Origin of the sequence: Deinococcus maricopensis DSM 21211 (assembly GCF_000186385.1) — a bacterium.
GTDB lineage: Bacteria > Deinococcota > Deinococci > Deinococcales > Deinococcaceae > Deinococcus_B > Deinococcus_B maricopensis.
Genome location: NC_014958.1, coordinates 1701344 through 1724568 on the forward strand (window position 1 = coordinate 1701344; position 23225 = coordinate 1724568).

The following is a 23225-nucleotide window of genomic DNA, read 5'->3' on the forward strand; positions in this document are numbered from 1 at the left end:
CGCCGGGCGGACCCCCGCATGCTTCCCTGGGAGGCATGCCCTGGCCCCGACGTGTGCCCCCCCTGCTCGCGGCCCTCGCTCTGCTTACCGCGACGGTCGCGCACGCCGCGACCGTCACCGTCCGACCTGGTGACACGCTGTTCCGCATCGCCACGCGCGCCGGCACCACCGTCCAGAACCTCAAACGCCTCAACGGCCTGCGCGGCGACACCATCCGCGCCGGGCAGGACCTGCGCGTCAGCGGTGCCCCCACCCCCCGCGCCACGCCCGCGCAGTTCGCGATCATCACTGTCCGCCGCGGCGACACCCTCGGCGTCCTCGCCACGCGCGCCCGCACCACCGTCGCCGCCCTCAAAGCCGCGAACGGCCTGCGCAGCGACACCATCCGCGTCGGGCAGGTCCTGCGCCTCCCCGGCGCGACCGTTCGCGCGGCGCCCAGACCCACGACCGTCACGCGCGTCATCTACTCGTTCGTGACCGTCACCCCCGGCCAGGACCTCACCTTCCTCGCCCGCACGTACCGCACCAGCGCCGCGCACCTGCGCAACATCAACCACCTGCGCGGCAACAGCACCTACGCCGGCCAGCGCGTCCTCGTGCCCAAACGCGTGCCCGTCGCCATCCCGCCACGCCCCGTCCGCGCGCCCATCACGCTCGCGCGCGGCGTGAGCCTCGGCGTGCCCGTCCGCATCGTCCGCGTGGACCTCCGCCACCCAGACGTGCGCGTCACGCCCATCGCGCCCCCCAGCGGCTTCGGGACCGGCCTGCGCGTCGGCGACCTCGCCCGCACCACCGCCGCGAGCGCCATCATCAACGGCAGCTACTTCCACCCACGCACCTACGCGCCCGCCGGCGACCTCGTGCTCGGCGGACGGCTCCTCGCATGGGGCCGCGTGCCGTACGCCCTCGCCATCACCCCCGACAACCGCGCCACCATCCGCGCGAAAAGCGCCACGTGGCGCGGCTTCGAAAGCGTCGTCGCGAGTGGCCCCCGCATCCTCGTCGGCGGGCGCGTGCAACGCACGTTCAGCCCCATCTTCCGCGATCAGGCGCTGTACCGCCGCGCCGCGCGCAGCGCCGTGGGCGTGCGCGGCAACCGCGACCTGATCTTCCTGAACACCAGCGCGGCCCTCACCGTCACCGAAACCGCAAAGATCATGCAGCGCCTCGGCGCCACAGACGCCCTGCTCCTCGACGGCGGCAGCAGCGCCGGCCTCGCCTGGAACGGCCACGCCCTCAAGGACAGCGCCCGCCGCGTCGCGTACGGCATCGCCATGTACGCCAACTACACCGGCAAACGCTACGCCCGCTGAAGCGCCACGGCCAGGCCGAGCCCGCCCACCGACCACGCGGGCCTACAGCCGCTTCATTCGCTGACGGCGCGACGCTCGGCACGCTGCAGCCGCCACGCGATCACGAACGCCGTCAGCGCCCCCGCCACATTCACGATCAGGTCCTGCATGGTGTCCCGGTACAACACGCTCACGTCCACGCCCCCGCGCCTCAGGCGCCACGCGAACTCGAACATCTCATTCGCGTTCCCGATCAAGGCACTCAACCCCAGCACGAACACCAACGCGAACCCCACCGAGCCGCGCAGCACCCCACGATACGTGGGCAGCAGCAGCACGAGCACCGCCGTCATCCACCCCCAATGCTCCAGGCGATTCAGCCACCACCACGAGTACGCCATGACGTCCCGACTGATCAACCACTTCAGCGCGAACTCCCACGCGGGAAAAACCAGCAACGTCACCCACCACGCCCGCCGCGCACCGGGCGGCGCGCGCCGCATGGCGGACCACGTGCCCAGCGCGAGCGCCGCCCACGCCACCATCACCAGCACATCGAAGCGCGCGAACGCCCACGCGTACGCCACGACGCTCACGGCGCCCCACGCCGCCACGATCAGCAGGGACGGCCGGAGCATGCGCGCTCAGCGGCCCTCGCGGGCGTCTTCCAGTAATTGCCCCGCGAGGTGAAGCGCCGTCGGCCCGAGCGGGCTGCGCGTCAGCCCGAGCAGCGTGCTGAGCTTGTCGCGCTTCGCGGCGGACAGATGCCCCCAGTTCGACACGTCCCCGCCGTGCGTGCGCGCCGCCTCATCCCGTAGGTACCGGACACTCCCGTCGTAATACCCCGCCTGGAACGCCGCGCGCGCGCGCTTCTCCTGCGCGACCAGCCCCAGCCCGCGCGTCGCGAGCAGCACCTTGCGCGCCTCGTCCTCCCCGCCGAACCCGTACAGGCCGTCCAGGTGGTACACCGCCTTCGGGAACCGCAGGCCCGAGGCCGCCCGCCACGCGTGCGGCAGGCGAATCTCGAACTCCGGCCACGCGTGGATGTGCGTCAGCAGCGCCGGGTACAGGTCCTCCAGCGCCACGCTACGCGCCAGGATCAGGCACTGAATCTGCTCGGGCACGCCATGACCGGGCCGCGCGAGGTCCCGCCGGGCAGTCGTGAGGCGGTCCAGCCCGCGCGTCAGCAACTCCTCACGATGCGCGGCGCGCTTCTCGTCACTCAGGGTCCACAGCGTCCGCTGAATGCGGCCATAATGCCCGGTCGGATCGTACGCTACGCGGCTGGTGGCCAGCATGGACAGCGGCGCGTCCTGCCGCGCCTGATCCCAGTCGCGCCACGCCTCCAGGCTCTCGTACGGGAAGCGGTGCACGGTCACGCCCGCGCGGGACTCCACGTGCGGCGAGAGGATGCCGCGCTCGAAGGTCACGAAGGTGGGTTCGCTGCCACCCCAGGCGTTCTCGGTGCCGTACCCGCCCGCCCACGCGACGGCGCGCACCTTGCGTTCCGCCACCAGGCGTTCCAGGGTTTTCTCGGCATCAAACACGAGCTTCAGGATAAAGCCTTCACATGAGCTGTGCGCGTCCTGCATCACGAACCGCGCCTCAGGGCCTGCGCCGGTTCACCCTGATGCCTTCGAAACAAGTGAAGTTCAGTTATGGTTGCTGGACAGGCGTGCCGCTCGGGAGAGATCCCGGGCTCCTGTCTGCCTGTGCGGACTTACCGTTTCTTGGGCTGCTGGACTCTGCGGGAGTCGCAGGGTCCAGCAGCCCTCAGAGGACAAAAGCAGCATGAAGCAAGGCCCGCTCTCATTGAATGACGAGGAGCGGGCCCGCGTGAACCGACCGCCGGGGCGTTACAGGCCCAGCCAGTCGGTCGCTTCGGCTTCCACGTCGTCGCGTTCCGTGGCGGCCTGCACCTCGTCACGGCGCGTGGCCCATGCGGGGAACGGGAAGGTGACCGTCACGGGGCTCGGCACGTCCGGCTGCATGACCAGCATCGTGCCGGGCTGCAGGATGCCGGCGCGCACGCGGTAGCTCTGCGGCAGGAACCGGTACTCGGGCCGTTCCGCTTCCGCGAGGTCCAGGCGGCCCACGACGCGCACGGCGGCGTTGCTGACGATGCGGCGTTCCACCTCGCTGGCGGTCTGCTGAGCGCCGATCAGGATGATGCCCAGGCTGCGTCCGCGTTCCGCGATGTCCAGCAGCACGTCCTTGATGGGGCTTTCGCCGTCGCGCGGGGCGTACTTGTTCAGCTCGTCGAGGACCACGAACACGGTGTTCTGCCGTCCGACGCGTTCCTTGTGCTCGAACAGCTCCTTGAGCAGGACGCCCACCACGAACATCTGCGCGAGCGCGCCCAGCTGGTGGATGTCCACAACGCTCACCTGCGCGTCCGCGCGCAGGACGTCCGGTTTGTACCGCGCGGCCTGCTGCGGGGAGACGTCGCCGCGCACGAGCGGGGACAGGTGCTTCTGCACGCCGCGCAGGCGGCGCAGGAACGCCTGCACGGTCCCCTGGTTCTGGTTGCTGAGCCATTTGGGGTCGCCCGCGCCGTCGTTCTGCTCGCTGAGCTTGTACTGCAGGTAATCGATGAGGTCCTCGAAGCTCATCAGGCTCGTGACGCCCACGGCGCCCCACGACGCGGTGTCCGGTACGGGGCCGCCTGCGCGGAGGTCCTCGCCGGCGCTGCGGTCCCAGTCGGGTACGCGCACGCCGGCCGCGCCGTCCGGCGTGGCTTCCGCGAGGCGCGCGAGGCGCTCGGTGACGTTCGAGATCAGGAACTCGACGTTGGCGCTCACGTCCTTCCCGACGAACGCGTACGGCAGCATCCGCCCGGTGCAGAACGCCCGCACGGTCCACAGGTACGGCGTGACGCCCATGGACCGCTGCTCCACGTTCGGCACGATGGTGGTGCCCGTGCCGGGGCGGGGCGGCGCCATGAACTGCACGTCGGTGAACGGCGCGCGGGGGAGCCCCATGATGGTGTAGCGGTCCGAGAGGCCGCGCGAGCGCGTCACGCGGCCCTCAATTTCGTTCAGGCGCGCGTTCGGCTTGTCGAGGAAGAACAGGTCCTCGCCTTTCACGTTGAAGATCACGGCTTTGGCGTTCGCGCGTTCCGGGCCGACCGCGCCGGAGTTGAAGATGCTGTACAGCAGGAACAGCGCGTAGCTGGTTTTCGTGGCGACGCCGCTGATGCCGCTGATGTTGATGTGTCCGCCGCGCGCGCCGTTCACGAACTCGTAGTTCAGCGGCACGACCTCCCCGGCGCGCGTCACGCCTGCCGGGAAGGAGCGGTCCATCTGGTCCTGCGACAGGGCCCGTCGCAGGTCCTCGCCGCGCGCGTGCCGTACGGCGTCGCCCGGCTGCGGCGGAATGAAGTCCTCCGGGTCCACGCGCGTCACGAGCACGCGCGCGGCGTAGGCGACGCTGGCCGGCAGGACGCCCGCGACGACGTCCTCGACGTCTGATTCGAACGTAACGCCTTCGTGCCGCTTGCGCACCTGATCCACCACGCCGTAGAACGCGACCTCGCCGCCGTCCGGCTTGGTGGTGCGCGCCACGACGAGGTCGTCGAGTTGCACGCTCGCGCCGTGCCGCACGGAGAACCAGAAGTTCAGCGGCGTCGCTTCCTCGGTGCCCAGTACCCGCCCGATGGGGGAGACGTCATTGAGCGGGGCGCTCATGCGCTCAGCCCCACGGCGACCCCCAACTCCTGCGCGATGTGCGCGCGGATGCGGCGCGTGATGAGCGTCGCGTCCCCCATGGCGCGGCCCATGGCCTGCTCCAGCGCGCCTGTCGGGATGAGGTTCTGCGGCGCGCGGGGGTCCTTGTGGGCGTGCCCGGCGAGGCGGCACAGCAGCGTGCCGCTCAGGTCCGCGATGCGCTGCACGTTCACCGGCACGAAGTCCTCGTCGTGCGGGGCGTGCATCTCGAGGCGCATGACGCCCGCGAGGGGGTGCAGGTAGAACGGCGCGTCGCACAGGCGCACGAACCACGTGAAGCGCGCCTGCCGCCCGCCGCCGTACTCGAAGCGCATCACGGGTGTGCGTTCGCCCGGCTTGAGGCTGGTGAGGAGGCCCATGCGGTCCGCGCCGAGGTAGTCGGTGTGCAGCGTCTTCACGCACCCGACGACCGCGCGGCCCGCCTGGCCGACGCGCACCGGTCCGTCCTGCAGGATCAGGGCCGTGAGCGGCGCGGCTTCGTCGGTTTCGTCGAACTGCACTTCCGCGGCGAGGTCCTGCGCGAACGTCTGTTCCTGCTCCAGCATCAGGCGCTGCACCTGCGCGCGCGCGCCTTCCACGTGCGCGCCCTCGAACGGCGCGGGCGTGTACTCCAGCTGCCCCGTGTGCGGGTTGCGCGGCGACAGGCGCGTGGGTTCCACGCGCGCGTCCCCGGCGTACGCGAAGACGCGGCGCGCGCGGACGTTCAGCAGCTCGGCGGCGCGCGAGCCGTGCGGGCACAGGTCCACCGCGCCCACCACGTACGCGCCGTATCCCGCGACCGAGAAGCCGCCGTGCTCGTCTTCGAGCAGCAGCCGCGCTTCCATGCGGGGTTTGCCGTCCACGACGCACACGCGCGTCAGGGACTCGGGGATGGGCCGCGCCGGGATGGCGGCCCAGGTCGGCGTTTCCGCGTCGAACACATCGCCCGCGAAGGGCGTCAGCTTCAGTTGCCCATCCATGGTGTCAACGGGCCAGGGGTCAAGGCGGATGCGCATAACGGGCATTCTACGCGAGCCGCGTACTCGGCCGCTTCCGTTTCGGCGTGGGGTGCTGGCCTCAACAGAAGGGCGCGGGCCATGGCCCGCGCCCTTCTGTGACGTGAATCAGTGGAAGTTGATGCCGAGGCGCGCGCCGAGCGTGAAGGGCAGGACGGCGGAGCCCGCACCGAAGTACACGCTGGGGCCGCCGTTCAGTTCGAGGAACGGACGGACGCTGCCCTGCGTGTTGAACTCGGCGTTCAGCAGCGCGAACGGACGCACGAAGCCCACGCCGGCACTCGAGCCGCCAGACGTGGCAAACGCGACGCCGGCGCCCAGGCCCGCGCCGTACATCCAGCGGCCACTGTCGCTCAGGTTGCCGCCGCGCGCCAGGTACGAGACGTCGCCCGTGAGGGCCAGGGCGATCCCGTCCCCGCCGGCGTAGCCGAGGGGCAGGCCGATGCCGTAACGGACGGCGCTGTCGCCGTTCTCGACGGTGTACTGGCCGCCGAGCACGTACAGACCGTAGTAGGATTCCGCCGACGCGACGGACGCACCGGTGGCAAGGGCCAGCATCATTAAGGCTTTTTTCATGAGAACCTCCGATGAGGAAGGTAGCACGTGCGCTGGGCGGTGCAAGCCAGAATGTTGCAAATCGCACCATGACGAGGTGCGGGGGGCGCACCCTGGCGCGGCCTCCATGAACGAGGGGCCGTGTGATCTCCACACGGCCCCTCAGGGCAGGCCTTCAGTCCAAGACTTCGGGGTAATTCAGTTGCAGGTCATTCCAGGTGAGCAGGCGCATGCTGCCGCCTTCCTCGTCGACCAGCCAGTAGCGGTCGACGCTGTCCCGGTAGATGACGCTGCCGTCCGTTGCGACGCGCGTGCGTTCGCATTTCTTGAGGTGCGCGCGGCACTCCTCACCTTGAACCACGAGTTCTTTGATCATAGGGATCGCCTCGCGCCGATGGCGCGGCGTACCCCCATCGTACGCCCTCGCGCGCCCAAACGTGTGAGCAACCTGACGCGCACCTCAAGAAAACCCCGCTTGAAAAGTTAAAGCAGCCCTGCCCTGAGGGCCTTTACGGCCGCGTGCGTCCGGTCGGACGCGCTGAGTTTCGTCAGGATGTCCTGTACGTGCACCTTCACGGTGCTGACGCTCACGCCGAGATCCCGCGCGATCTCCTTGTTGCTCAGGCCGTCCGCGACGCGCCGCAGCACCTCGGTTTCCCGGTCGGACAGCGCGCTCACCTCGCCGTCCGGCGCGCGCACGACGCCCAGCACGAGATGCGCGACCTGCGGATCGAGGTACGCGCTGCCCGCCGCCGCCGCCTGAATGGCGAGGGGCAGCAGCGCCGGGTCGCCGCTCTTGAGGCAGTACGCGTCCGCGCCGGACGCGAGCGCCGCGAACACCTCCTCGCGCAACTGATGCGCGGTGAGCATCACGATGCGCAGCGCCGGGAACGCGGCCTTCACGCGCGCGGCCGTTTCGACGCCGTCCATGCCGGGCAGGCCGATGTCGAGCACAACGACGTGCGCGTGGGCGTGCGGAAGGCGCTCCAGGGCCTCCTCGCCGCTGCGCGCCTCGCCGGTCACGCGCAGGCCCGGCGTGAAGTTGATGGCGGCGCGCAGACCCTCGCGCGTGAAGGCGTGATCTTCCACGAGGAACACGTGAATGTGGGGCTCGGTCATGCTGGGTCTCCTTGTGCGGGCGGGCGGAGGGGCACGCGCACCTCGAAGCACGTGCGGTCCCCGCGATGGTAACGGACGGTGCCGCCGTGGGCCTCCACGATGCCGCGCGCGAGGTACAACCCCAACCCGCTGCCCGCGCCCGCCCCGGCGCCCCGGAAGCGCTGGAACAGCCGGGCGCGCACCTCACCCGGCACGCCCGGCCCGTCGTCCAGGACCTGCAGAACGGCCTCCCCGCCCTGCGCGTCGGTGCGGACGGTGACCGTGCCGCCCGGCGGGGTCCACTTCCCGGCGTTCTCGATCAGGTTCTGCACGACGCGGCGTAACTCGGTCGCGTCCCCGTGCACGGGCAGCGGGCCGGGCGCGTGCACGTCAAGGTGCGCGCCGTGCGCAGTGAGCGCGGCGCGCATGGCGTCGGCGCGGTCCACGGCGAGCGCCGCGAGGTCCAGGGGGCGGTGCTGCAGGTGGAACTCACCGCCCTCCAGCTTCGCGACGAGCAGCAGGCGTTCCGCGAGGGCGAGCAGGTCCTCGTTCGCCTGGACGCTGCTGCCGAGCGCCGCGCGGTACGTGTCGCCGAGCGGGCCGTACGCGCCCGCCAGCGCGAGGCGGGCGCTCATGAGGTTCGCCAGGATGGGCGTGCGCAGGTCATGCGAGAAGGCGTACACGAGGTCCCTGATGACCGCGCCGCGCCGCTCGGCGCCCTCGCGTTCCGCGCGGACCTGCGCGAGCAGCGCGGCCGTGTCGAGCTGCGGCGCGACGAGGGCCGCGCCCTCCGCGAACAGGCGCGCACTCCCGGACGGGCCGAACGCGACCGCGAGCACGTCCTGCCCGGCCCGCTGCCGCCACCGCACGGCGAGCGTGCCGCGCGCATCCACCACGAGCGCCTCGCCCGGCTGGGTGGGGGAGGCCAGCCACGCGCCCGGCAGTGGCACGCCCGCCTGCACGCCCGGGAACGCCGGCGGCTCCACCGCAGCGCCCGGCGCGAACACGTTCCCCTGCACGACGCCGACGGCCACGGCGTCCGCGCCGATCAGGCCGCGCAGGCCACGCGCGGCGCGCGCGAGCAGCTCCCCGGGCGTGTGCGGGCCACTCACGCCCTCCACCAGCGCCCGCAGCGCCCGTTCCTCACGGGCGCGCGCGTCCGCGATGCGCAGCGCCGCCACGCGCGCGGACGCCTCGCGCAACTGCAGCGTCAGGACGCCCACCAGCAGGTACGACAGCGCCGTGAACGCGCGGTTCACGAGCGCGGTGGTATCCCAGCCGCCCTGAGCGGGGCCGTTCAGCACGCCGCTCAGGACGTTCGCGGCGAGCGCGAACAGCATCATGCGTTGCGTCAGCACGCGTGACAGCGCCAGCCCGGACAGCGCGATGGGAACGTTCAACAGAATGCTCACGACCAGCGACGCAGGCGTGAGCACGTCCAGCAGCAGCCCGGCCACCAGCAGCAGCGAACTGAGCAGCGTAATGAACCTCGGGTGCACGCCCAAGTGTAGAGGCCGGCGGCTCGTCCCTCCTGGCCAGATGGCCACCGGCGCTGCCCAACCGGGGATGAGCGGCGCGCGCGGCGCGGCGCAGCATGGGCGCGTATGAGCCTGTTTCTGCTGGTGCTGGTGGTGGCGCTCGGCGCGTACCTGCTGTACGCGCTGCTGCGCCCGGAGAAGTTCTGATGCCCGGCGTGCTGATCGGCGCGCTGGTGCTGCTGGCGCTGTTCGCGGCGTGTTTCGCCTTCCTGCTCCTCGCTGAGCGCCTCGACTGAGCGGCGCGGAAAGAGTCCTGATGACCATTCTCTTTACGTACCTGCTGGTGTTCGCGCTCGCGTGGCCGCTGGGCGGGTACATCGCGCGCGTATTCCGCGGCGAACGCACCCTCACGGACGCGCTCGCGCCGCTGGAGCGCGCCCTGGTGCGCCTGATCGGCGCGAACCCCGACCGCGGCATGACGTGGCAGGCGTACGGGCGCGCGCTGCTGCTCAGCAACATCCCGTTGGCCCTGCTCGCGTTCCTGGTGTACGCCTTTCAGGCGCCGCTGCCTCTCAACCCGGACCGTATCGGGAACATGCCGTGGTTCGTGGCGCTGAACACCGCCGCGAGCTTCATCACGAACACGAACTGGCAGAACTACAGCGGTCAGGCGCAACTGGGTTACCTCGCGCAGATGTTGGGCGTCACGGCGCTGCAGTTCATTACGCCGGCCGCCGGCATCGCGGTGCTGTTCGCGATCCTGCGTGGCCTGAACGGCGGCGTGAACGCGGACGCGCCCGCCGGCGCCCCGCGCGACTTCGGGAATTACTACGTGGACGTGGTGCGCGCCCTGACGCGCGTGCTGCTGCCCGCGTCGGTCGTGCTGGCGCTGCTGCTGACGTGGCAGGGTGTGCCCAGCACCTTCAGCGGCGCGAAAACGGCGGCGCTGCTGGAACCGCAGACCGTGACGGTGAATGGCGCGGCGCAGCCGGTCACGACGCAGACCATCCCGGTTGGCCCGGTCGCTGCGATGGTCGCCATCAAGCAGCTCGGCACGAACGGCGGCGGCTGGTACGGCCCGAACAGCGCCGTGCCGCTCGAGAACCCCACGGCACTCAGCAACGTGCTGGAGGGCGCCGCAATCCTGGTGCTGCCGGTCGCGCTGGTGTTCGCGACGGGCGCGTTCCTGCGCCGCCCGAAGTTCGGCGTGATGATCCTGGGCGTCATGACGCTCCTGAGCGCCGCGCTGGTCGCGCTGAGCGTCGTCGCGGAGCGCGCCCCGAACCCGGCCTTCGCGGGGCTGGCGAGTGGCGCGAACCTCGAAGGGAAGGAGTTGCGCCTCGGCGTGGACGCAAGCGCCTTCTGGGCGGCCATCACGACGCAGACCAGCAACGGCAGCGTGAACGCCATGCATGACAGCCTCAACCCCCTGACGGGGGCCGTGCCGCTCGCCGGGCTATTCCTGAACGACGTTTACGGCGGCCTGGGGGTGGGCGTCATCAACTTCCTGCTGTTCGTGCTGCTCACGGTGTTTATTGCGGGCCTGATGGTGGGCCGCACGCCGGAACTGTTCGGCCGCAAGATCGAGGCGCGCGAAATCAAGCTCGTGTCGCTCGCGCTGCTGCTGCAGCCCCTGCTGATTCTGGGCTTCACGGCGGTGACACTCGCCATGCCCGCCGTCACCGCGAACAGCAACCCTGGCTTCCACGGCCTCTCGCAGGTGCTGTACGCGTACACGAGTCAGTTCGCGAACAACGGCAGCGCCTTCGCGGGCCTCGGCACGGCAAACAGCGTCTGGCATAACGTCACGGGCGCCGCCGTGCTGATCCTCGCGCGGTACATCCCGATGCTCGCGCCGCTCGCCATCGCCGGGTCCCTCGCGCGCAAACGCGTCGCGCCGCACACGCTGGGCACGCTGCGCGTAGACACGCCCGTGTTCGCGGGGACGCTGCTGAGCGTCATGCTGATCCTCACCCTGCTGAACTTCCTGCCCGCCCTGATGCTCGGCCCGGTCGGTGAGCACGTCACCGCCCGCGCGGGCACCTTCCAAGGAGCCCCCAGATGACCGCCCCCGCCCAGACGCCCGGCGCCACCCCCGCGCCGAGCAGCGTGTTCGCGCCGGACCTCCTGCGCGCCGCCGCCCTCGCCGCCTTCACGAAACTGAACCCCGTGCAGGTCGCCCGTAACCCCGTCATGTTCGTCGTGGAGGTCGGCGCGCTGCTCACCGCGTACTTCACGGTGGCCAACGCCGTGGCGGGCCGCGCGTTCGGGTACGAACTGAGCGTGACACTGCTGCTGTTCGCCACGGTGCTGTTCGCGAACTTCGCGGAAGGCCTCGCGGAAGCGCGTGGGAAAGCGCAGGCCGCGAGCCTCCGCCACGCCCGCGAGGGCACCGTCGCGCGCCGCCTCGCGGGGGGCCGCGAGGAACACGTCAGCAGCGTGCAGCTCCGCAAGGGTGACCTCGTGATCGTCGAGGCCGGGCAGCTGATTCCTGGTGACGGCGAGATCGTCGAGGGCATCGCCACCGTCGACGAGAGCGCCATCACGGGGGAGAGCGCGCCCGTCGTCCGGGAGGCCGGCACGGACCACAGCGGCGTCACCGGCGGCACGAAGGTCCTCAGTGACCGCATTGTCGTGCGCGTCAGCACCGAGCCGGGCGAGAGCTTCCTGGACCGCATGATCGCGCTCGTGGAAGGCGCCAGCCGCCAGAAAACCCCGAACGAGATTGCGCTCAGCATCCTCCTGAGCGCCCTCACGCTGGTGTTCCTGATTGTCGTCGCGGCGCTGCCCGCCATGGCCGGGTTCGTGCACCTCCGTGTGCCCGTCGTGACGCTCGTCGCCCTGATCGTGTGCCTGATTCCCACCACCATCGGCGGCCTGCTGCCCGCCATCGGCATTGCCGGCATGGACCGCGCCCTGCAGGCGAACGTGATCGCCAAGAGCGGCAAGGCCGTGGAGGTCGCGGGCGACGTGGACACGCTGCTGCTCGACAAGACCGGCACCATCACCGTCGGGAACCGCATGGCGACGGCGTTCCGGCCGGTGGCGGGCGTGGACGAGGCGGACCTGGCGCGCGCCGCGCTGCTCGCGTCCCTCGCGGACCCCACCCCGGAAGGCCGCAGCATCGTGACGCTCGCCGGGGAGCGCGGCGTGCGCGAGGCGCCCGGCGACGTTGCTGACGCGCAGTTCGTCGAGTTCACCGCGCAGACCCGCATGAGCGGCGTGGACCTGCCGGGCGGGCGCCGCATCCGCAAGGGCGCCAGCGACCGCGTCACCCGGGACGCCCGCGACCTGGGTCAGCCCATCCCGGCGGACCTCGCGGGGCACGTGGACGACGTGGCGCGCGGCGGCGGCACGCCCCTGGTCGTCACGGACGACGGGCGCGTCCTGGGCGTCGTGGCGCTCAGCGACATCATCAAGCCCGGCATTCGCGAGCGCTTCGCGCAGCTGCGCGCCATGGGTCTGCGGACTGTCATGATTACCGGCGACAACCCCCTGACCGCCGAGGCCATCGCGCGCGAGGCGGGCGTGGACGGCTTCCTCGCCGAGGCGACGCCCGAGGACAAGCTGCGCATGATCCGCGAGGAGCAGGAGAAAGGCAAGCTGGTCGCCATGATGGGCGACGGCACGAACGACGCGCCGGCGCTCGCGCAGGCGGACGTGGGCCTCGCGATGAACAGCGGCACGCAGGCCGCCAAGGAAGCCGGGAACATGATCGACCTCGACAGCGACCCGACCAAGCTGCTGGAGGTCGTTGAGATCGGCAAGGGGCTGCTGATCACGCGCGGGGCGCTTACCACGTTCAGCATCGCGAACGACGTCGCGAAGTACTTCGCGATCCTGCCGGCGCTGTTCGCTGCGCAACTTCCGGCGCTCGGCGTCCTGAACGTCATGCGGCTGCACTCGCCCACGACGGCCATCCTGGCGGCCGTGATCTTCAACGCGCTGATCATTCCCGCGCTGATTCCCGTGGCGCTGCGCGGCGTGCGCTACACCGCCAGCAGTGCCGACGCGCTGCTCGCCCGGAACCTGCTGCTCTACGGCCTGGGCGGCGTGATTGCGCCGTTCGTCGGCATCAAGCTCATCGACCTGGCCCTGGCGGCCCTGGGAGTCTGATCATGTCCTCACCTCATGCGGAACTCGACACGCGCGGCGGCAGCGCCCTCACGTTCCTGCGGTTCACGCTGGTGCTTGTGGCCCTCGCGGGCCTGGTGTACCCGGTCGTCACGACGCTGCTGGGCGGCGCGCTGTTCCCCCGCCAGGCGAACGGGAGTCTGCTGGAGCGGGGCGGGCGCGTGATGGGTTCCCGCCTGGTCGGGCAGCCGTTCTCGGGCGCGCGGTACTTCATCGGGCGGCCCAGCGCGGCGGGCGCGGGCGGGTACGACCCGATGAGCGCGAGCGGCAGCAATCTGGCGGCCAGCAACCCGGCGTTGCGGGCGCGCGTGCAGGCGACGGCTGCGGCAATCGCGGCGCGCGAGGGCGTCCGGGCGGAGCAGGTGCCGCTCGACCTGCTCGCGGCGAGCGGCAGCGGCCTGGACCCGCACATCAGCCCGGCGTCTGCGGCGTTGCAGGTGCCGCGCGTGGCGCGTGCGCGCGGCGTGAGCGACGCTGTGGTGCGCGCGGCGGTCGCGCGGCACACGCGGGGGGCGGTGCTGGGTGTGGGGGAGCCGCGCGTGAACGTTCTCGAACTGAACCTTGAGCTGGACGGCGGGCGGTAGGACCGAACGGGACGGAGGGCCCGCGCACGTGCGCGGGCCCTCCGTCCTGGCGGTTCAGTTGACTTTGAGGCTGTTGCGGAACGCCAGGATGGTGCCGAGGTTCTTGGTGTAGTCGGTGGCGAGGCCGCTGATGGTCAGGATCAGCATGCGGCCGCCGGCGCTGGTGACGAGCATTTCGCGGCGGACGTCGCCGGTCTTGCCGGGCGCGGTGATCACGAATTGCGCCCACTGGGTGCCGTTGAGTTGCAGGGCGCCCTGCGTGAGGCTCTTGAGGTTGGGGACCTGCTTGCGCAGCACGGCGGGGAACTGCTGCACGAGGGTGCCCACTTCGGTGGTGCGGAGGCTGGTGGGGCGCCACTCGAAGCTCATGACGACGCGCTGGTCGCCGGTGAGCAGGACCGCTTCGGGGCGGTTGACGCCCGGGAAGAGTTTGGAGATGCCCCCGGCGTTGAGTTCCAGCAGGCTGGGTGCGTCCACGCTCACCGGCAGGTTCGGCAGCGCCACGCGTTCGGCGTGGGCCGCGCCTGCAGTGAGGAGGGCGGCCAGGGTCAGAGTCAGTCGGTTCATCCCAATGAGATTACGTGGCTGAACATGACGCCTCGTGTGCGGAACATGAGTGAATTCAGCGCGCTGTGGTGGGGCCTGCTGGAGTGGTGGCCGGTGGAGGAGACTGGACATTCGTTCGTTATTTCGCTAAACTCCAAATTAGCAAAACGCCGAACTACGGCGTGGAAAGGTGCCCCATGCCCCTCACGACCCTGACCCTCACCACCCTGCTCGCCACCTCGGCCCCCTCCTTCACCGCCGAACCCACCACCCTCACCATTGGCACCGTCACCCTCCACGGCACGCTCGACCGGCCGACCAGCCCAGGCCCGTACCCCGTCGCGCTGATTATCGCCGGCAGCGGCCCCACCGACCGCGACGGCAACAGCGCCGCCCTGCCCGGACGCAACGACAGCCTCAAGGCCCTCGCCGAGGACCTTGCCTGTCAGGGCGTCGCCACCCTCCGCTACGACAAACGCGGCATCGGCGCCAGCACCACCACCCAGCAGGAACAGGACATCACCCTCGACACCTTCGTAAACGACGCCACCGCCTGGCTTCAGCAGCTCCAGCGCGACCCCCGCTTCGCAAGCGTCAGCGTCATCGGCCACAGCGAAGGCAGCCTGATCGGCATGCTCGCCGCGCAGCGCACCCCCATTCGCGCGTTCATCAGCCTCGCCGGCCCCGGCGAGAACCTCGCCGACACCCTCCTCCGCCAGCTCCGCGCCAACCCCAACAACCCCGCCGACCTCATCAACGACGCCGAACGCATCCTCGGGAACCTCCGCGCCGGCCACCCCACCCCCGACGTCCCCCCGCTCCTCGCGCCGCTCTTCCGCCCCAGCGTCCAGCCCTACCTCATCTCCATCCTCCGGCACGACCCGGCGCAGGCCCTCACGCGCGTGCCCGCCCGCATCCTGATTCTCCAAGGCGACCGCGACCTCCAGGTCACCCCGGACGACGCCCGCGCCCTCGCCGCCGCCCGCCCCGACGCGAAACTCGTCATCCTTCCCGGCATGAACCACGTGCTGCGCACCGTCGGCGACGACCCCACCCTGAATGTCCGCAGCTACACCGACCCCTCCGTCCCGCTCGCCGGCGACCTCGCCCGGCACATCGCCACCTTCATCCGCGGCACCATGACCCCATGAACGACGTCTTCAAAGCCCTCGCGGACCCCACCCGCCGCGAGATCCTGCGCGCCCTCAAGCAGGGCGAGAAAAGCGCCGGCGAACTCGCCGCGCTGTTCCCCCTGAACAAAAGCACCCTCAGCGGCCACTTCAACGTCCTCAAGGCCGCCGACCTGGTCATCACCGAAAAACGCGGCACGACCGTCATCTACCGCCTGCACACCACCGTCTTCGAAGACGTCCTCGCCAGCCTGCTGCACCTGTTCAGCCGCGACCCCACCACGGAGGACCCCCAGACATGACCCGCGAACCCCTCACCATTCTCGGCTTCGCCGCCGCCCTCCTGATCGGCGCGGTCCTCTGGTCCAGCACGCCCGAGACCCTCCCCGTCCACTGGGGCCTGAACGGCCAGCCGGACCGCTACGGCACCCGCCTCGAGGGGCTGTTCGCGCTGCCGGCCGTGCTGCTGCTCGCCGCACTCATGACGCGCGTCATGCAGCGTTTCAGCGAGAGCGGCGCCCGCAACGCCACCATCCTCCGCACCGCCCGGCTGTCCCTCGCCCTGCTCGCGCTCCTGCTGCAGCTCCGGCTGCTGCTCAACGCGGACGTGCCCCGCAGCGCCACCCTCGGCCTGGGCCTGACCTTCCTGCTCATCGGCAACGTCCTCGGCAAAGCCGAACCCGACGCCCGCCTGGAACGCGCCCCCACCTGGACCGACGAGCGCCGCCGTGCCTGGTACGTCGCCGCGCGCCGCAGCGCCCACCGCCTGTTCGCCCTCGGCGCCCTCCTGCTCCTCGCGGGCCTGTTCACCCCGCAGGCCTGGCTGGTCCCCTGGGTCTCCCCGGTCGGCCTGATCGCCCTGGTGCTCGTGTTCGCCGTCTGGACCGCCGTCGAACACCGCGCCCTCCGCCCCGCCCGCTGACCCCACGCCGCGCCGGCCCGTCCGGCGCGGTAGACTCGGGGGGAAGCCGCACGCGGCCCGCCTCCCATGAGCGACCCCACCCCCGAACGACAACCGGAACGCCTGACGCGCCCCGACGCCGAACGCGCCCGCGGCCACCACAAGATCTTCGTCGGCGCCGCCGCCGGCGTCGGCAAAACCTACCGCGCCCTCACGGAACTGCGCGAACACCGCGAAGCCGGACAGGACGCCATCATCGGCGTCCTCGAAACGCACGGCCGCCAGGACACCGCCCGCGCCGCCGACGGCCTCCCCATCCAGCCGCGCCGCGAAGTGAAATACAAAGGCGTGCAGCTCAGCGAAATGGACCTCGCCGGCCTGCTCGAACGCCGCCCGGACATGGTCCTCGTGGACGAACTCGCGCACAGCAACGCGCCCGGCAGCAAGAACGAGAAACGTTACGAGGACGTCGAGGAACTGCTGCAGGCCGGCATCAACGTCATCAGCACCGTCAACATCCAGCACCTCGAGAGCCTCAACGACCTCGTCGCGCGCCTCACCGGCGTGCGCGTCCGCGAACGCGTGCCGGACCACGTCGTTCAGGACGCCGACGAGGTCATCCTCGTGGACGTCACCCCGCAGGTCCTGCAGGACCGCCTGCGCGCCGGGAAGATCTACGCCGCTGATAAGGTCGAGCAGGCCCTCAAGAACTTCTTCACGGACGAGAACCTCGGCGCGCTGCGCGAACTCGCGCTGCGGCAGGTGGCCGAAGCCGTGCAGGCCGAAACCGAGGAGACCACCGAGCACAGCAGCGGCGTGAAGGAACGCATCCTCGTGGCGCTCGGCGCCGAGCCGGAAAGCGGACGGCTGCTGCGCCGCGGCGGACGCATGGCCAAACGCCTCGGCGGGGACTTGATCGCGCTGTACGTCAGCACCGGCCGCCTCTCGCGCGACCAGAGCAAGACCCTTGACGGGCTGCGCGCCATCACGGAAAGTCTCGGCGGCACGTTCGTCACCGCGCCTGCGCGCGGCGGCGTCGGCCACACGCTCGTGCAGTACGTCCGCGAGCACGGCGTCACGCAGGTCATCCTCGGCGAAAGCAGCCGCACGCGCTTCCAGGAGTTCCTGCGCGGCAGCATCATCCATCAGGTGCTGCGCGACACCCGCAACGTCGACGTGTACGTCATCAGCCGCGACAAGTAGACCCGGCGATCCCGCCCGGCCACGCCGCGCGCCGGCCTGGCCGGGCGAGCATGATGACGCCCGCATGAACGGCCCTTGGGGCAACCGAGGCAGAGGGGTGGACGTCGCTGAAGGAACGGCAAGTCCTGGCGCGGCGACCGGCCCCTAGGCTACAGACGGGCCACCGCCCGAAAGGAGCCGCCATGTCCGACCCCCGCACGCTCGACTTTGACGTGCAGCGGTACCGCGAGGACTTCCCGATGCTGCGCCAGACCGTTCACGGTCGCCCGCTCGTGTACCTCGACACGGCCGCGACCGCGCAAAAACCCCAGGTCATGATGGACTGCCTGAACGCCGTGTACACCACGCACTTCGCCAAGGACGCCGAGCAGCACACCTTCAGCCAGGGCATCACCGACGCTGTGGAGGCCGCGCGCGCCACCATCGCGCGCTTCGTGCACGCGCCCGAACCCGACAACATCGTGCTCCTCCAGAACGCCACCGAGGGCCTCGCCATCGTTGCCGAGGGCCTCCAGCGCACGCACCTGCGCGCCGGCGACGAGATCGTCCTCACCGGCCTAGAGCACCACTCGAACATCATCCCATGGCTGATTGCCGCGGAGCAGACCGGCGCGGTCCTGCGCGTCGCGCCCGTAAGTGATGCCGGCGAGGTCCACGCGGACGACGTGGCGGCCCTGCTGAGTGACCGCACGAAAGTCGTGGCCGTGTCGCACGTATCGCACGTCCTCGGAACGATCCTGCCTGTCCGCGAGATCGCCGAGGTGGCGCACGCCCGCGGCGCCGTCGTCGTCGTGGACGGCGCGCAGGCCACCCCGCACGTGCCCCTCGACCTGCAGGCGCTCGGGTGCGACTTTTACGTCATGTGCGGCCACAAGATGTACGGCCCCACCAGCGTCGGCCTGCTGTACGGCACGCGCGAGTGGCTGGAGCGCCTCCCCGCGTGGGAGGGCGGGTCCGACAACGCCAAAACGGTCACGTTCGGCGGCTGGACGCCCAAGGCGCCCCCGAAGAAGTTCGAGGCGGGCACGCAGGCGCTCGCCGACATCATCGCGCTCGGGCAGTCCGTCGAGTACCTGAGCGGCATCGGCATGGACCGCATCCTCTGGTACGAACAGACGCTCGCGCAGGACATGATCCGGCGCCTGCGCGACGTTCCCGGCGTGCGCGTCCTCGGAGACCCGCAGGAACGCGTCGGCCTCGCGTCGTTCGTGATTGACGGCGTGGACGACCCGAAGACCGTCGAGCAGTTCCTTGACCAGGAGTACGGCGTGGCCGTGCGCGGCGGGGACCTCACCGCGCAGCCCCTTATGGAGCGCTTCGGGGTGCCCGGGGCGGTCCGCGCGTCCCTCGGGCTGTACAGCACGCGCGCGGAAATCGACACGCTCATCGAGGGCGTCGAGGCGTTTGTGCGCGCGCACCGCGCCTGAGCGGCAGGGGAGGGGCGCGGGGCCGCGGCCCCACACCCTTCAGGCGCGCGCGATGAAGTCCGCGGCGCGCGCGCCGATCATCATGGCGGTCGCGTTCGTGTTCGCGTGGATGATGCGCGGCATCACCGACGCGTCCGCTACCCACAGGCCCGGCACGTTGCGGACGCGCAGCTGCCGGTCCACGGCGGCGCCGTCGTCGTCGCCCAGGCGGGCCGTGCCGACTGGGTGGTACAGCGTCGCGGCTTCGTGCCGGACGTGGTGGACCGTGTCCGGGTGAGCGGGCAGCACCTCCCCGCCGTTCGCGCGGCCCAGCTCGCCGGTGCGCGCGATCTCCCGCGCGAGCGCCACGCCGCGCACGAGGGCGTCCACGTCGCGTTCATCCGCGAGGTAGTTCGGGTCGATGAGGGGCGCGGTCGTCGGGTCGCTGCTGGCGAGCGTGAGGCGACCGCGCGAGTGGACGTCCACGAGCACCGGGCCGACACTGAAGTGCGGGCCGCGCGCCAGCTGAAACCCGTGGTCCCGGAAGTACAGCGGCCCGAAGTGGAACTGGATGTCCGGGTCGGGCAGGTCCGGGTGCGTGCGCGTGAACGCGCCCGCTTCCGCGAGGTTGCTGGTGAGCGGTCCGCTGCGCCGCGCGAACCACTCCGCGAACGCGCCCGCAAGGGCGGGCGGCGTGAGCCGCTCGTTCAGGCTCGGCTGCGTGGAACGGAAGATGACGGGCACCGCCAGGTGGTCCTGCAGGCCCTCGCCGACGCCGGGCACGTGCGCGTGCACGTCCACGCCGTGGCGGGTCAGTGCATGGCGCGCGCCGATGCCGGACAGCAGCAGCAGGTGCGGCGTCTGCACGGCGCCCGCCGTGAGCGCCACCGCGCCGCCCCGCAGGTCCTCGGTGACGCCGTCGGCGCGGCGCACGCGCACGCCGGTCGCGCGGCCGTGGTCCAGCAGGACCTTCAGGGCGCGCACGCCGGTGCGGACGGTGAGGTTCGGGTGGTGCAGGACGGGCTGCAGGAACGCGCGGAACGCGGAGTACCGCTCGCCGCGCAGGTGGTTGCTTTCGTACAGCCCGGCGCCCTGCAGGTTCCCGTCATTGAAGGAGCCCACGACGGGGACGCCCAGGGCCGCGCCGGCGCTCTGCACGAAGGCGTGCGACAGCGGGTGGCTGGCGTGGCGGTGCCCGACGGGCAGGCCGCCGCCCTCGCCGCGCGTGCCGGCAGGGTCGCCGCTGTACGTTTCGAGGTCGCGGAAGGCGGGGAGCACGTCTGCCCACGTCCACCCTTCACCCCAGGCGTCGAAGTCGCGTTGGGACCCGCGGATGTAGATGGTGGCGTTGATGGCGCTGGACCCGCCGAGCACGCGTCCGCGCGGCCAGAAGAAGCTCCGCCCGCCCGCGTGGGGTTGCGGGACGGTGTGAAACGCCCAGTCGAAGGGGGTGCGGAACAGTTTCGGGAAGGCGGCGGGTGCGCGCACGAGAGGGCTGGTGTCCGCGCCGCCCGCTTCGAGGAGAAGCACGCGGGCGCCTGCGTCAAGGAGGCGCCGCGTGAGGATGCAGCCGCCGGAGCCGGCGCCGACCACTATCACGTCAGGATGCATGTGCGTTCAGTATACGCCCCTGCACGCCTACTGGTCTGACCTCTGCGGGCGTGCTTGCCTCAAGGGCGCCCCTGCAAACGATGGCTGCCCCTTAAGGGCACTATTACCTTTCAACATCTCCCGCCACCTGTAATAGCAACCTGTAAGGTCCGGCGCACCCCGCGCCCCTCACGCACACCGCACCCCACGGGAGGGAACCATGAACGCACCCCAAGTCGCGCGCGCCCTCGGCTGGTTTAGCCTCGGCCTCGGCCTCGCCGAACTCATCGCCCCCGGCAAACTCGACCGCGCCCTCGGGCTCGGCGGCCACACCGGCCTCGTCCGCAGCTACGGCGTCCGCGAAATCGCCGCCGGCGCCGGCCTGCTGCTGCAACCCAACCCCACCCCCTGGCTGTGGTCCCGCGTGGCCGGCGACGTCCTCGACCTCGCCTCCCTCGGCCGAGCCGACCCCCACCACCCCCACCAGCGCTACCGCCTGAGCCGCGCGATCGCCGCCGTCACCGCCATCACCGTCGTCGATGTCCTCACCGCCCGCGCCCTCACGCCCAAGCCCGCCTAAGGAGCCCCGCATGACCCGCGACAACCACCCCCAGAACGCCAGCGCCACCGAACGCATCGTCTTCGGCGGCCTCGGCGCCGGCCTGATCTTCCTCAGCCTCCGCCGCGCCGACAAGCTCGGCCTCCTCCTCGGCACCAGCGGCGCCCTGATGCTCAGCAGCGCCGCCATGGGCAAAGGCCCATACAACAGCGCCGTAAACCTCCGCCGCTCCAAGCAGGACGGCGGCATCCAGGTGCAGAAGGCCATCACCATCGGCGTGCGCCCCGAACAGCTCTACACCTTCTGGCGCAACTTCGAGAACCTCCCCAAATTCATGACGCACCTCCAGAGCGTCACCGTGCAGACGCCCGGCGGCACCCGCTCCCACTGGATCGCCAACGCCCCCGCCGGCCTCAAGGTCGAGTGGGACGCCGACATCACCGAGGACGTCCCCAACGAACGCATCGCTTGGCGCGCCCTCGAAGGTGCCCAGGTGCCCAACGAGGGCCACGTCGAATTCCACGAGGCGCCCGGCGGGCGCGGCACCGAACTCCGCGTGAATCTCACCTACCACCCCCCCGGCGGCACCCTCGGCGCCGGCGTCGCCCGCATGTTCGGCGAGGAACCCAACCAGCAGATCACCGACGACCTGCGCCGCCTCAAACGCATCATCGAAATCGGGCAGGAACCCACCACCGAAGGGCAGAGCGCCGGCCGCAAGAGCCCCATCGGCAAAGCCGCCGCCGCCATGTACGACAACCGGAGGACCTCGTGAAAGCACTCATCTGGCAGGGCATCAACCGCGTCAGCGTCGAAAACGTCCCCGACCCCGAACTCATCCAGCCCACCGACGCCGTCGTGCGCGTCACCGCCACCGCCATCTGCGGCTCGGACCTGCACCTCGTCGACGGCTACGTTCCCAGCATGGCGCCCGGCGACATCCTCGGGCACGAATTCATGGGCGAAGTCGTCGAAGTCGGCAGTGACGTCAAACGCATTAAGGTCGGCGACCGCGTCATCGTCCCGTTCCCGATCTCCTGCGGGAAATGCTGGTACTGCCAGCGCGGCGAAACCTCCCTGTGCGACAACAGCAACCCCAACCCCAAACTCGCCGAGGCCCTCTGGGGCTATTCCCCCGCAGGCATCTACGGGTACTCCCACATCACCGGCGGGTACGCCGGCGGGCAGGCGCAGTTCGTCCGCACCGCCTTCGCCGACGAGAACCTCTACAAGGTCCCCGAAGGCCTCACCGACGACCAGGTCCTGTTCCTCACGGACATCTTCCCAACCGGGTACATGGCCGCCGAGAACTGCAACATCGAACCCGGAGACACCGTCGCCGTGTTCGGCTGCGGCCCCGTCGGCCTGTTCACCATCATGAGCGCCTTCCTGCTCGGCGCGGAACGCGTCATCGCCATCGACCGCTTCCCTGAACGCCTCGACCTCGCCCGGCAGTGCGGCGCTGAAACCATCAACTACGAAGAAACCGAAGTCTTCGAGGCGCTCAAGTTCATGACCGGCGGTCGCGGCCCCGACAGCGTCGTCGACGCCGTCGGCCTCGAAGCGCACGGCACCGGCGTGGGCGGCGTATACGACGCCGTCAAGCAGACCACCCGCGTCGCCGAAACCGAACGCCCACACGCGTTCCGCGCCGCCATCATGGCCTGCCGCAAGGGCGGCACCGTCAGCGTCCCCGGCGTGTACGGCGGCCTCGCGGACAAGATCCCCCTCGGCGCGTTCGTGAACAAGGGCCTCACGCTGCACACCGGCCAGACGCACGTGCACCGCTACCTCGACCGCCTCACCGACCACATCGTGCGCGGCGACGTGGACCCGACCGTCATCATCACGCACCGCATGCCGCTCGACGAGGCGCCCGAAGCGTACAAGCTCTTCAAGCACAAGCACGACAACTGCATCAAGTGCGTCCTCGACCCCTGGGCCGACCCGAAGGACCACGCGCCCATGAAGGCCAGCGAGGCCATGCCGCAAGCGAACGACTGAACCCAGCAAAGAGCCGCAGCGGACC

The 23225-nt window shown here is 70.8% G+C and carries 23 protein-coding genes; 13 read left to right on the forward strand and 10 right to left on the reverse strand.

Annotated features, from left to right (window positions below):
• Positions 1-35: 35 nt before the first annotated feature.
• A complete protein-coding gene (locus DEIMA_RS08020; RefSeq protein ID WP_013556736.1) occupies positions 36-1313 on the forward strand; it encodes a LysM peptidoglycan-binding domain-containing protein in 1278 nt (425 codons plus the stop codon).
• 53 nt (positions 1314-1366) lie between these two features.
• On the opposite strand, the gene DEIMA_RS08025 is transcribed toward DEIMA_RS08020, so the two are convergent.
• The 8 genes from DEIMA_RS08025 to DEIMA_RS08060 form a co-directional block, all read right to left on the reverse strand.
• On the reverse strand, positions 1367-1930 hold the full coding sequence (locus DEIMA_RS08025) for a hypothetical protein (RefSeq protein ID WP_013556737.1): 564 nt from the start codon (positions 1928-1930) through the stop codon (positions 1367-1369).
• Between the two features lie 6 nt (positions 1931-1936).
• Positions 1937-2884, reverse strand: coding sequence for a hypothetical protein (locus DEIMA_RS08030; protein ID WP_013556738.1), 948 nt, complete (start codon positions 2882-2884; stop codon positions 1937-1939).
• Between the two features lie 264 nt (positions 2885-3148).
• Positions 3149-4978 (reverse strand): ATP-binding protein, encoded by a 1830-nt coding sequence (locus DEIMA_RS18660; protein ID WP_013556739.1) that lies wholly within the window; start codon positions 4976-4978, stop codon positions 3149-3151.
• Positions 4975-6012 (reverse strand): DNA double-strand break repair nuclease NurA, encoded by a 1038-nt coding sequence (locus DEIMA_RS08040; protein WP_013556740.1) that lies wholly within the window; start codon positions 6010-6012, stop codon positions 4975-4977. The genes DEIMA_RS18660 and DEIMA_RS08040 overlap by 4 nt, the downstream gene beginning before the upstream one ends.
• A 108-nt stretch (positions 6013-6120) precedes the next feature.
• Positions 6121-6588, reverse strand: a complete 468-nt coding sequence (locus DEIMA_RS08045) for a hypothetical protein (RefSeq protein WP_013556741.1) — start codon at positions 6586-6588, stop codon at positions 6121-6123.
• Between the two features lie 154 nt (positions 6589-6742).
• Positions 6743-6943: a hypothetical protein gene (locus DEIMA_RS08050; RefSeq protein WP_013556742.1), complete on the reverse strand. Its 201-nt coding sequence runs from the start codon at positions 6941-6943 to the stop codon at positions 6743-6745.
• 107 nt (positions 6944-7050) lie between these two features.
• Positions 7051-7686 (reverse strand): response regulator, encoded by a 636-nt coding sequence (locus DEIMA_RS08055; protein ID WP_013556743.1) that lies wholly within the window; start codon positions 7684-7686, stop codon positions 7051-7053.
• Positions 7683-9164 carry a sensor histidine kinase gene (locus tag DEIMA_RS08060; RefSeq protein ID WP_013556744.1) on the reverse strand — a complete coding sequence of 494 codons (1482 nt, stop codon included), beginning with the start codon at positions 9162-9164 and terminating at the stop codon, positions 7683-7685. Before DEIMA_RS08060 ends, DEIMA_RS08055 begins: the two co-directional genes overlap by 4 nt.
• A 105-nt stretch (positions 9165-9269) precedes the next feature.
• Here DEIMA_RS08060 and kdpF point away from each other — a divergent pair, with 105 nt between their 5' ends.
• The 4 genes from kdpF (at position 9270) to kdpC (ending at position 13861) form a co-directional block, all read left to right on the forward strand.
• Positions 9270-9350, forward strand: coding sequence for a K(+)-transporting ATPase subunit F (gene kdpF, locus DEIMA_RS18945; protein ID WP_076736857.1), 81 nt, complete (start codon positions 9270-9272; stop codon positions 9348-9350).
• Positions 9351-9459: 109 nt separating this feature from the next.
• Positions 9460-11208, forward strand: coding sequence for a potassium-transporting ATPase subunit KdpA (gene kdpA, locus DEIMA_RS08065; RefSeq protein ID WP_013556745.1), 1749 nt, complete (start codon positions 9460-9462; stop codon positions 11206-11208).
• Positions 11205-13259 (forward strand): potassium-transporting ATPase subunit KdpB, encoded by a 2055-nt coding sequence (gene kdpB / locus DEIMA_RS08070; protein WP_013556746.1) that lies wholly within the window; start codon positions 11205-11207, stop codon positions 13257-13259. Before kdpA ends, kdpB begins: the two co-directional genes overlap by 4 nt.
• Before the next feature lie 2 nt (positions 13260-13261).
• Positions 13262-13861: a potassium-transporting ATPase subunit KdpC gene (gene kdpC / locus DEIMA_RS08075; protein ID WP_013556747.1), complete on the forward strand. Its 600-nt coding sequence runs from the start codon at positions 13262-13264 to the stop codon at positions 13859-13861.
• A gap of 54 nt (positions 13862-13915) precedes the next feature.
• Here kdpC and DEIMA_RS08080 read toward each other — a convergent pair whose 3' ends face one another.
• Entirely contained in the window at positions 13916-14428 is a 513-nt protein-coding gene (locus DEIMA_RS08080; protein ID WP_013556748.1) for a hypothetical protein, read from the reverse strand.
• 176 nt (positions 14429-14604) lie between these two features.
• Here DEIMA_RS08080 and DEIMA_RS08085 point away from each other — a divergent pair, with 176 nt between their 5' ends.
• The 5 genes from DEIMA_RS08085 to DEIMA_RS08105 all read left to right on the forward strand — a co-directional run bounded on the left by DEIMA_RS08085 (position 14605) and on the right by DEIMA_RS08105 (position 19068).
• Positions 14605-15558 (forward strand): alpha/beta hydrolase, encoded by a 954-nt coding sequence (locus tag DEIMA_RS08085; protein WP_013556749.1) that lies wholly within the window; start codon positions 14605-14607, stop codon positions 15556-15558.
• Positions 15555-15839 carry an autorepressor SdpR family transcription factor gene (locus DEIMA_RS08090; RefSeq protein WP_013556750.1) on the forward strand — a complete coding sequence of 95 codons (285 nt, stop codon included), beginning with the start codon at positions 15555-15557 and terminating at the stop codon, positions 15837-15839. Before DEIMA_RS08085 ends, DEIMA_RS08090 begins: the two co-directional genes overlap by 4 nt.
• A complete protein-coding gene (locus tag DEIMA_RS08095; protein ID WP_013556751.1) occupies positions 15836-16459 on the forward strand; it encodes a DUF1648 domain-containing protein in 624 nt (207 codons plus the stop codon). The genes DEIMA_RS08090 and DEIMA_RS08095 overlap by 4 nt, the downstream gene beginning before the upstream one ends.
• A gap of 66 nt (positions 16460-16525) precedes the next feature.
• Positions 16526-17641 carry a universal stress protein gene (locus tag DEIMA_RS08100; RefSeq protein WP_013556752.1) on the forward strand — a complete coding sequence of 372 codons (1116 nt, stop codon included), beginning with the start codon at positions 16526-16528 and terminating at the stop codon, positions 17639-17641.
• A gap of 182 nt (positions 17642-17823) precedes the next feature.
• Positions 17824-19068 carry an aminotransferase class V-fold PLP-dependent enzyme gene (locus DEIMA_RS08105; protein ID WP_013556753.1) on the forward strand — a complete coding sequence of 415 codons (1245 nt, stop codon included), beginning with the start codon at positions 17824-17826 and terminating at the stop codon, positions 19066-19068.
• A gap of 39 nt (positions 19069-19107) precedes the next feature.
• Here DEIMA_RS08105 and DEIMA_RS08110 read toward each other — a convergent pair whose 3' ends face one another.
• Positions 19108-20658, reverse strand: a complete 1551-nt coding sequence (locus DEIMA_RS08110; protein ID WP_013556754.1) for a GMC family oxidoreductase — start codon at positions 20656-20658, stop codon at positions 19108-19110.
• A 199-nt stretch (positions 20659-20857) separates the two neighbouring features.
• Here DEIMA_RS08110 and DEIMA_RS08115 point away from each other — a divergent pair, with 199 nt between their 5' ends.
• From DEIMA_RS08115 to DEIMA_RS08125, 3 genes are read left to right on the forward strand one after another with little or no spacing between them, the layout of a single operon-like run.
• Complete coding sequence (locus DEIMA_RS08115) at positions 20858-21217, forward strand: hypothetical protein (RefSeq protein WP_013556755.1); 360 nt, start codon at positions 20858-20860, stop codon at positions 21215-21217.
• 10 nt (positions 21218-21227) lie between these two features.
• Positions 21228-21971, forward strand: a complete 744-nt coding sequence (locus DEIMA_RS08120) for an SRPBCC family protein (protein WP_013556756.1) — start codon at positions 21228-21230, stop codon at positions 21969-21971.
• Positions 21968-23200, forward strand: coding sequence for a zinc-dependent alcohol dehydrogenase (locus tag DEIMA_RS08125; protein WP_013556757.1), 1233 nt, complete (start codon positions 21968-21970; stop codon positions 23198-23200). Before DEIMA_RS08120 ends, DEIMA_RS08125 begins: the two co-directional genes overlap by 4 nt.
• Positions 23201-23225 lie beyond the last annotated feature (25 nt).

Coding starts and splice junctions, on each gene's coding strand:
- DEIMA_RS08020 (WP_013556736.1), top strand. CDS start 36: ATGCCCTGGCCCCGACGTGTGCCCCCCCTGCTCGCGGCCCTCGCTCTG.
- DEIMA_RS08025 (WP_013556737.1), bottom strand. CDS start 1,930: ATGCTCCGGCCGTCCCTGCTGATCGTGGCGGCGTGGGGCGCCGTGAGC.
- DEIMA_RS08030 (WP_013556738.1), bottom strand. CDS start 2,884: ATGCAGGACGCGCACAGCTCATGTGAAGGCTTTATCCTGAAGCTCGTG.
- DEIMA_RS18660 (WP_013556739.1), bottom strand. CDS start 4,978: ATGAGCGCCCCGCTCAATGACGTCTCCCCCATCGGGCGGGTACTGGGC.
- DEIMA_RS08040 (WP_013556740.1), bottom strand. CDS start 6,012: ATGCGCATCCGCCTTGACCCCTGGCCCGTTGACACCATGGATGGGCAA.
- DEIMA_RS08045 (WP_013556741.1), bottom strand. CDS start 6,588: ATGAAAAAAGCCTTAATGATGCTGGCCCTTGCCACCGGTGCGTCCGTC.
- DEIMA_RS08050 (WP_013556742.1), bottom strand. CDS start 6,943: ATGATCAAAGAACTCGTGGTTCAAGGTGAGGAGTGCCGCGCGCACCTC.
- DEIMA_RS08055 (WP_013556743.1), bottom strand. CDS start 7,686: ATGACCGAGCCCCACATTCACGTGTTCCTCGTGGAAGATCACGCCTTC.
- kdpF (WP_076736857.1), top strand. CDS start 9,270: ATGAGCCTGTTTCTGCTGGTGCTGGTGGTGGCGCTCGGCGCGTACCTG.
- kdpA (WP_013556745.1), top strand. CDS start 9,460: ATGACCATTCTCTTTACGTACCTGCTGGTGTTCGCGCTCGCGTGGCCG.
- kdpB (WP_013556746.1), top strand. CDS start 11,205: ATGACCGCCCCCGCCCAGACGCCCGGCGCCACCCCCGCGCCGAGCAGC.
- kdpC (WP_013556747.1), top strand. CDS start 13,262: ATGTCCTCACCTCATGCGGAACTCGACACGCGCGGCGGCAGCGCCCTC.
- DEIMA_RS08080 (WP_013556748.1), bottom strand. CDS start 14,428: ATGAACCGACTGACTCTGACCCTGGCCGCCCTCCTCACTGCAGGCGCG.
- DEIMA_RS08085 (WP_013556749.1), top strand. CDS start 14,605: ATGCCCCTCACGACCCTGACCCTCACCACCCTGCTCGCCACCTCGGCC.
- DEIMA_RS08090 (WP_013556750.1), top strand. CDS start 15,555: ATGAACGACGTCTTCAAAGCCCTCGCGGACCCCACCCGCCGCGAGATC.
- DEIMA_RS08095 (WP_013556751.1), top strand. CDS start 15,836: ATGACCCGCGAACCCCTCACCATTCTCGGCTTCGCCGCCGCCCTCCTG.
- DEIMA_RS08100 (WP_013556752.1), top strand. CDS start 16,526: ATGAGCGACCCCACCCCCGAACGACAACCGGAACGCCTGACGCGCCCC.
- DEIMA_RS08105 (WP_013556753.1), top strand. CDS start 17,824: ATGTCCGACCCCCGCACGCTCGACTTTGACGTGCAGCGGTACCGCGAG.
- DEIMA_RS08110 (WP_013556754.1), bottom strand. CDS start 20,658: ATGCATCCTGACGTGATAGTGGTCGGCGCCGGCTCCGGCGGCTGCATC.
- DEIMA_RS08115 (WP_013556755.1), top strand. CDS start 20,858: ATGAACGCACCCCAAGTCGCGCGCGCCCTCGGCTGGTTTAGCCTCGGC.
- DEIMA_RS08120 (WP_013556756.1), top strand. CDS start 21,228: ATGACCCGCGACAACCACCCCCAGAACGCCAGCGCCACCGAACGCATC.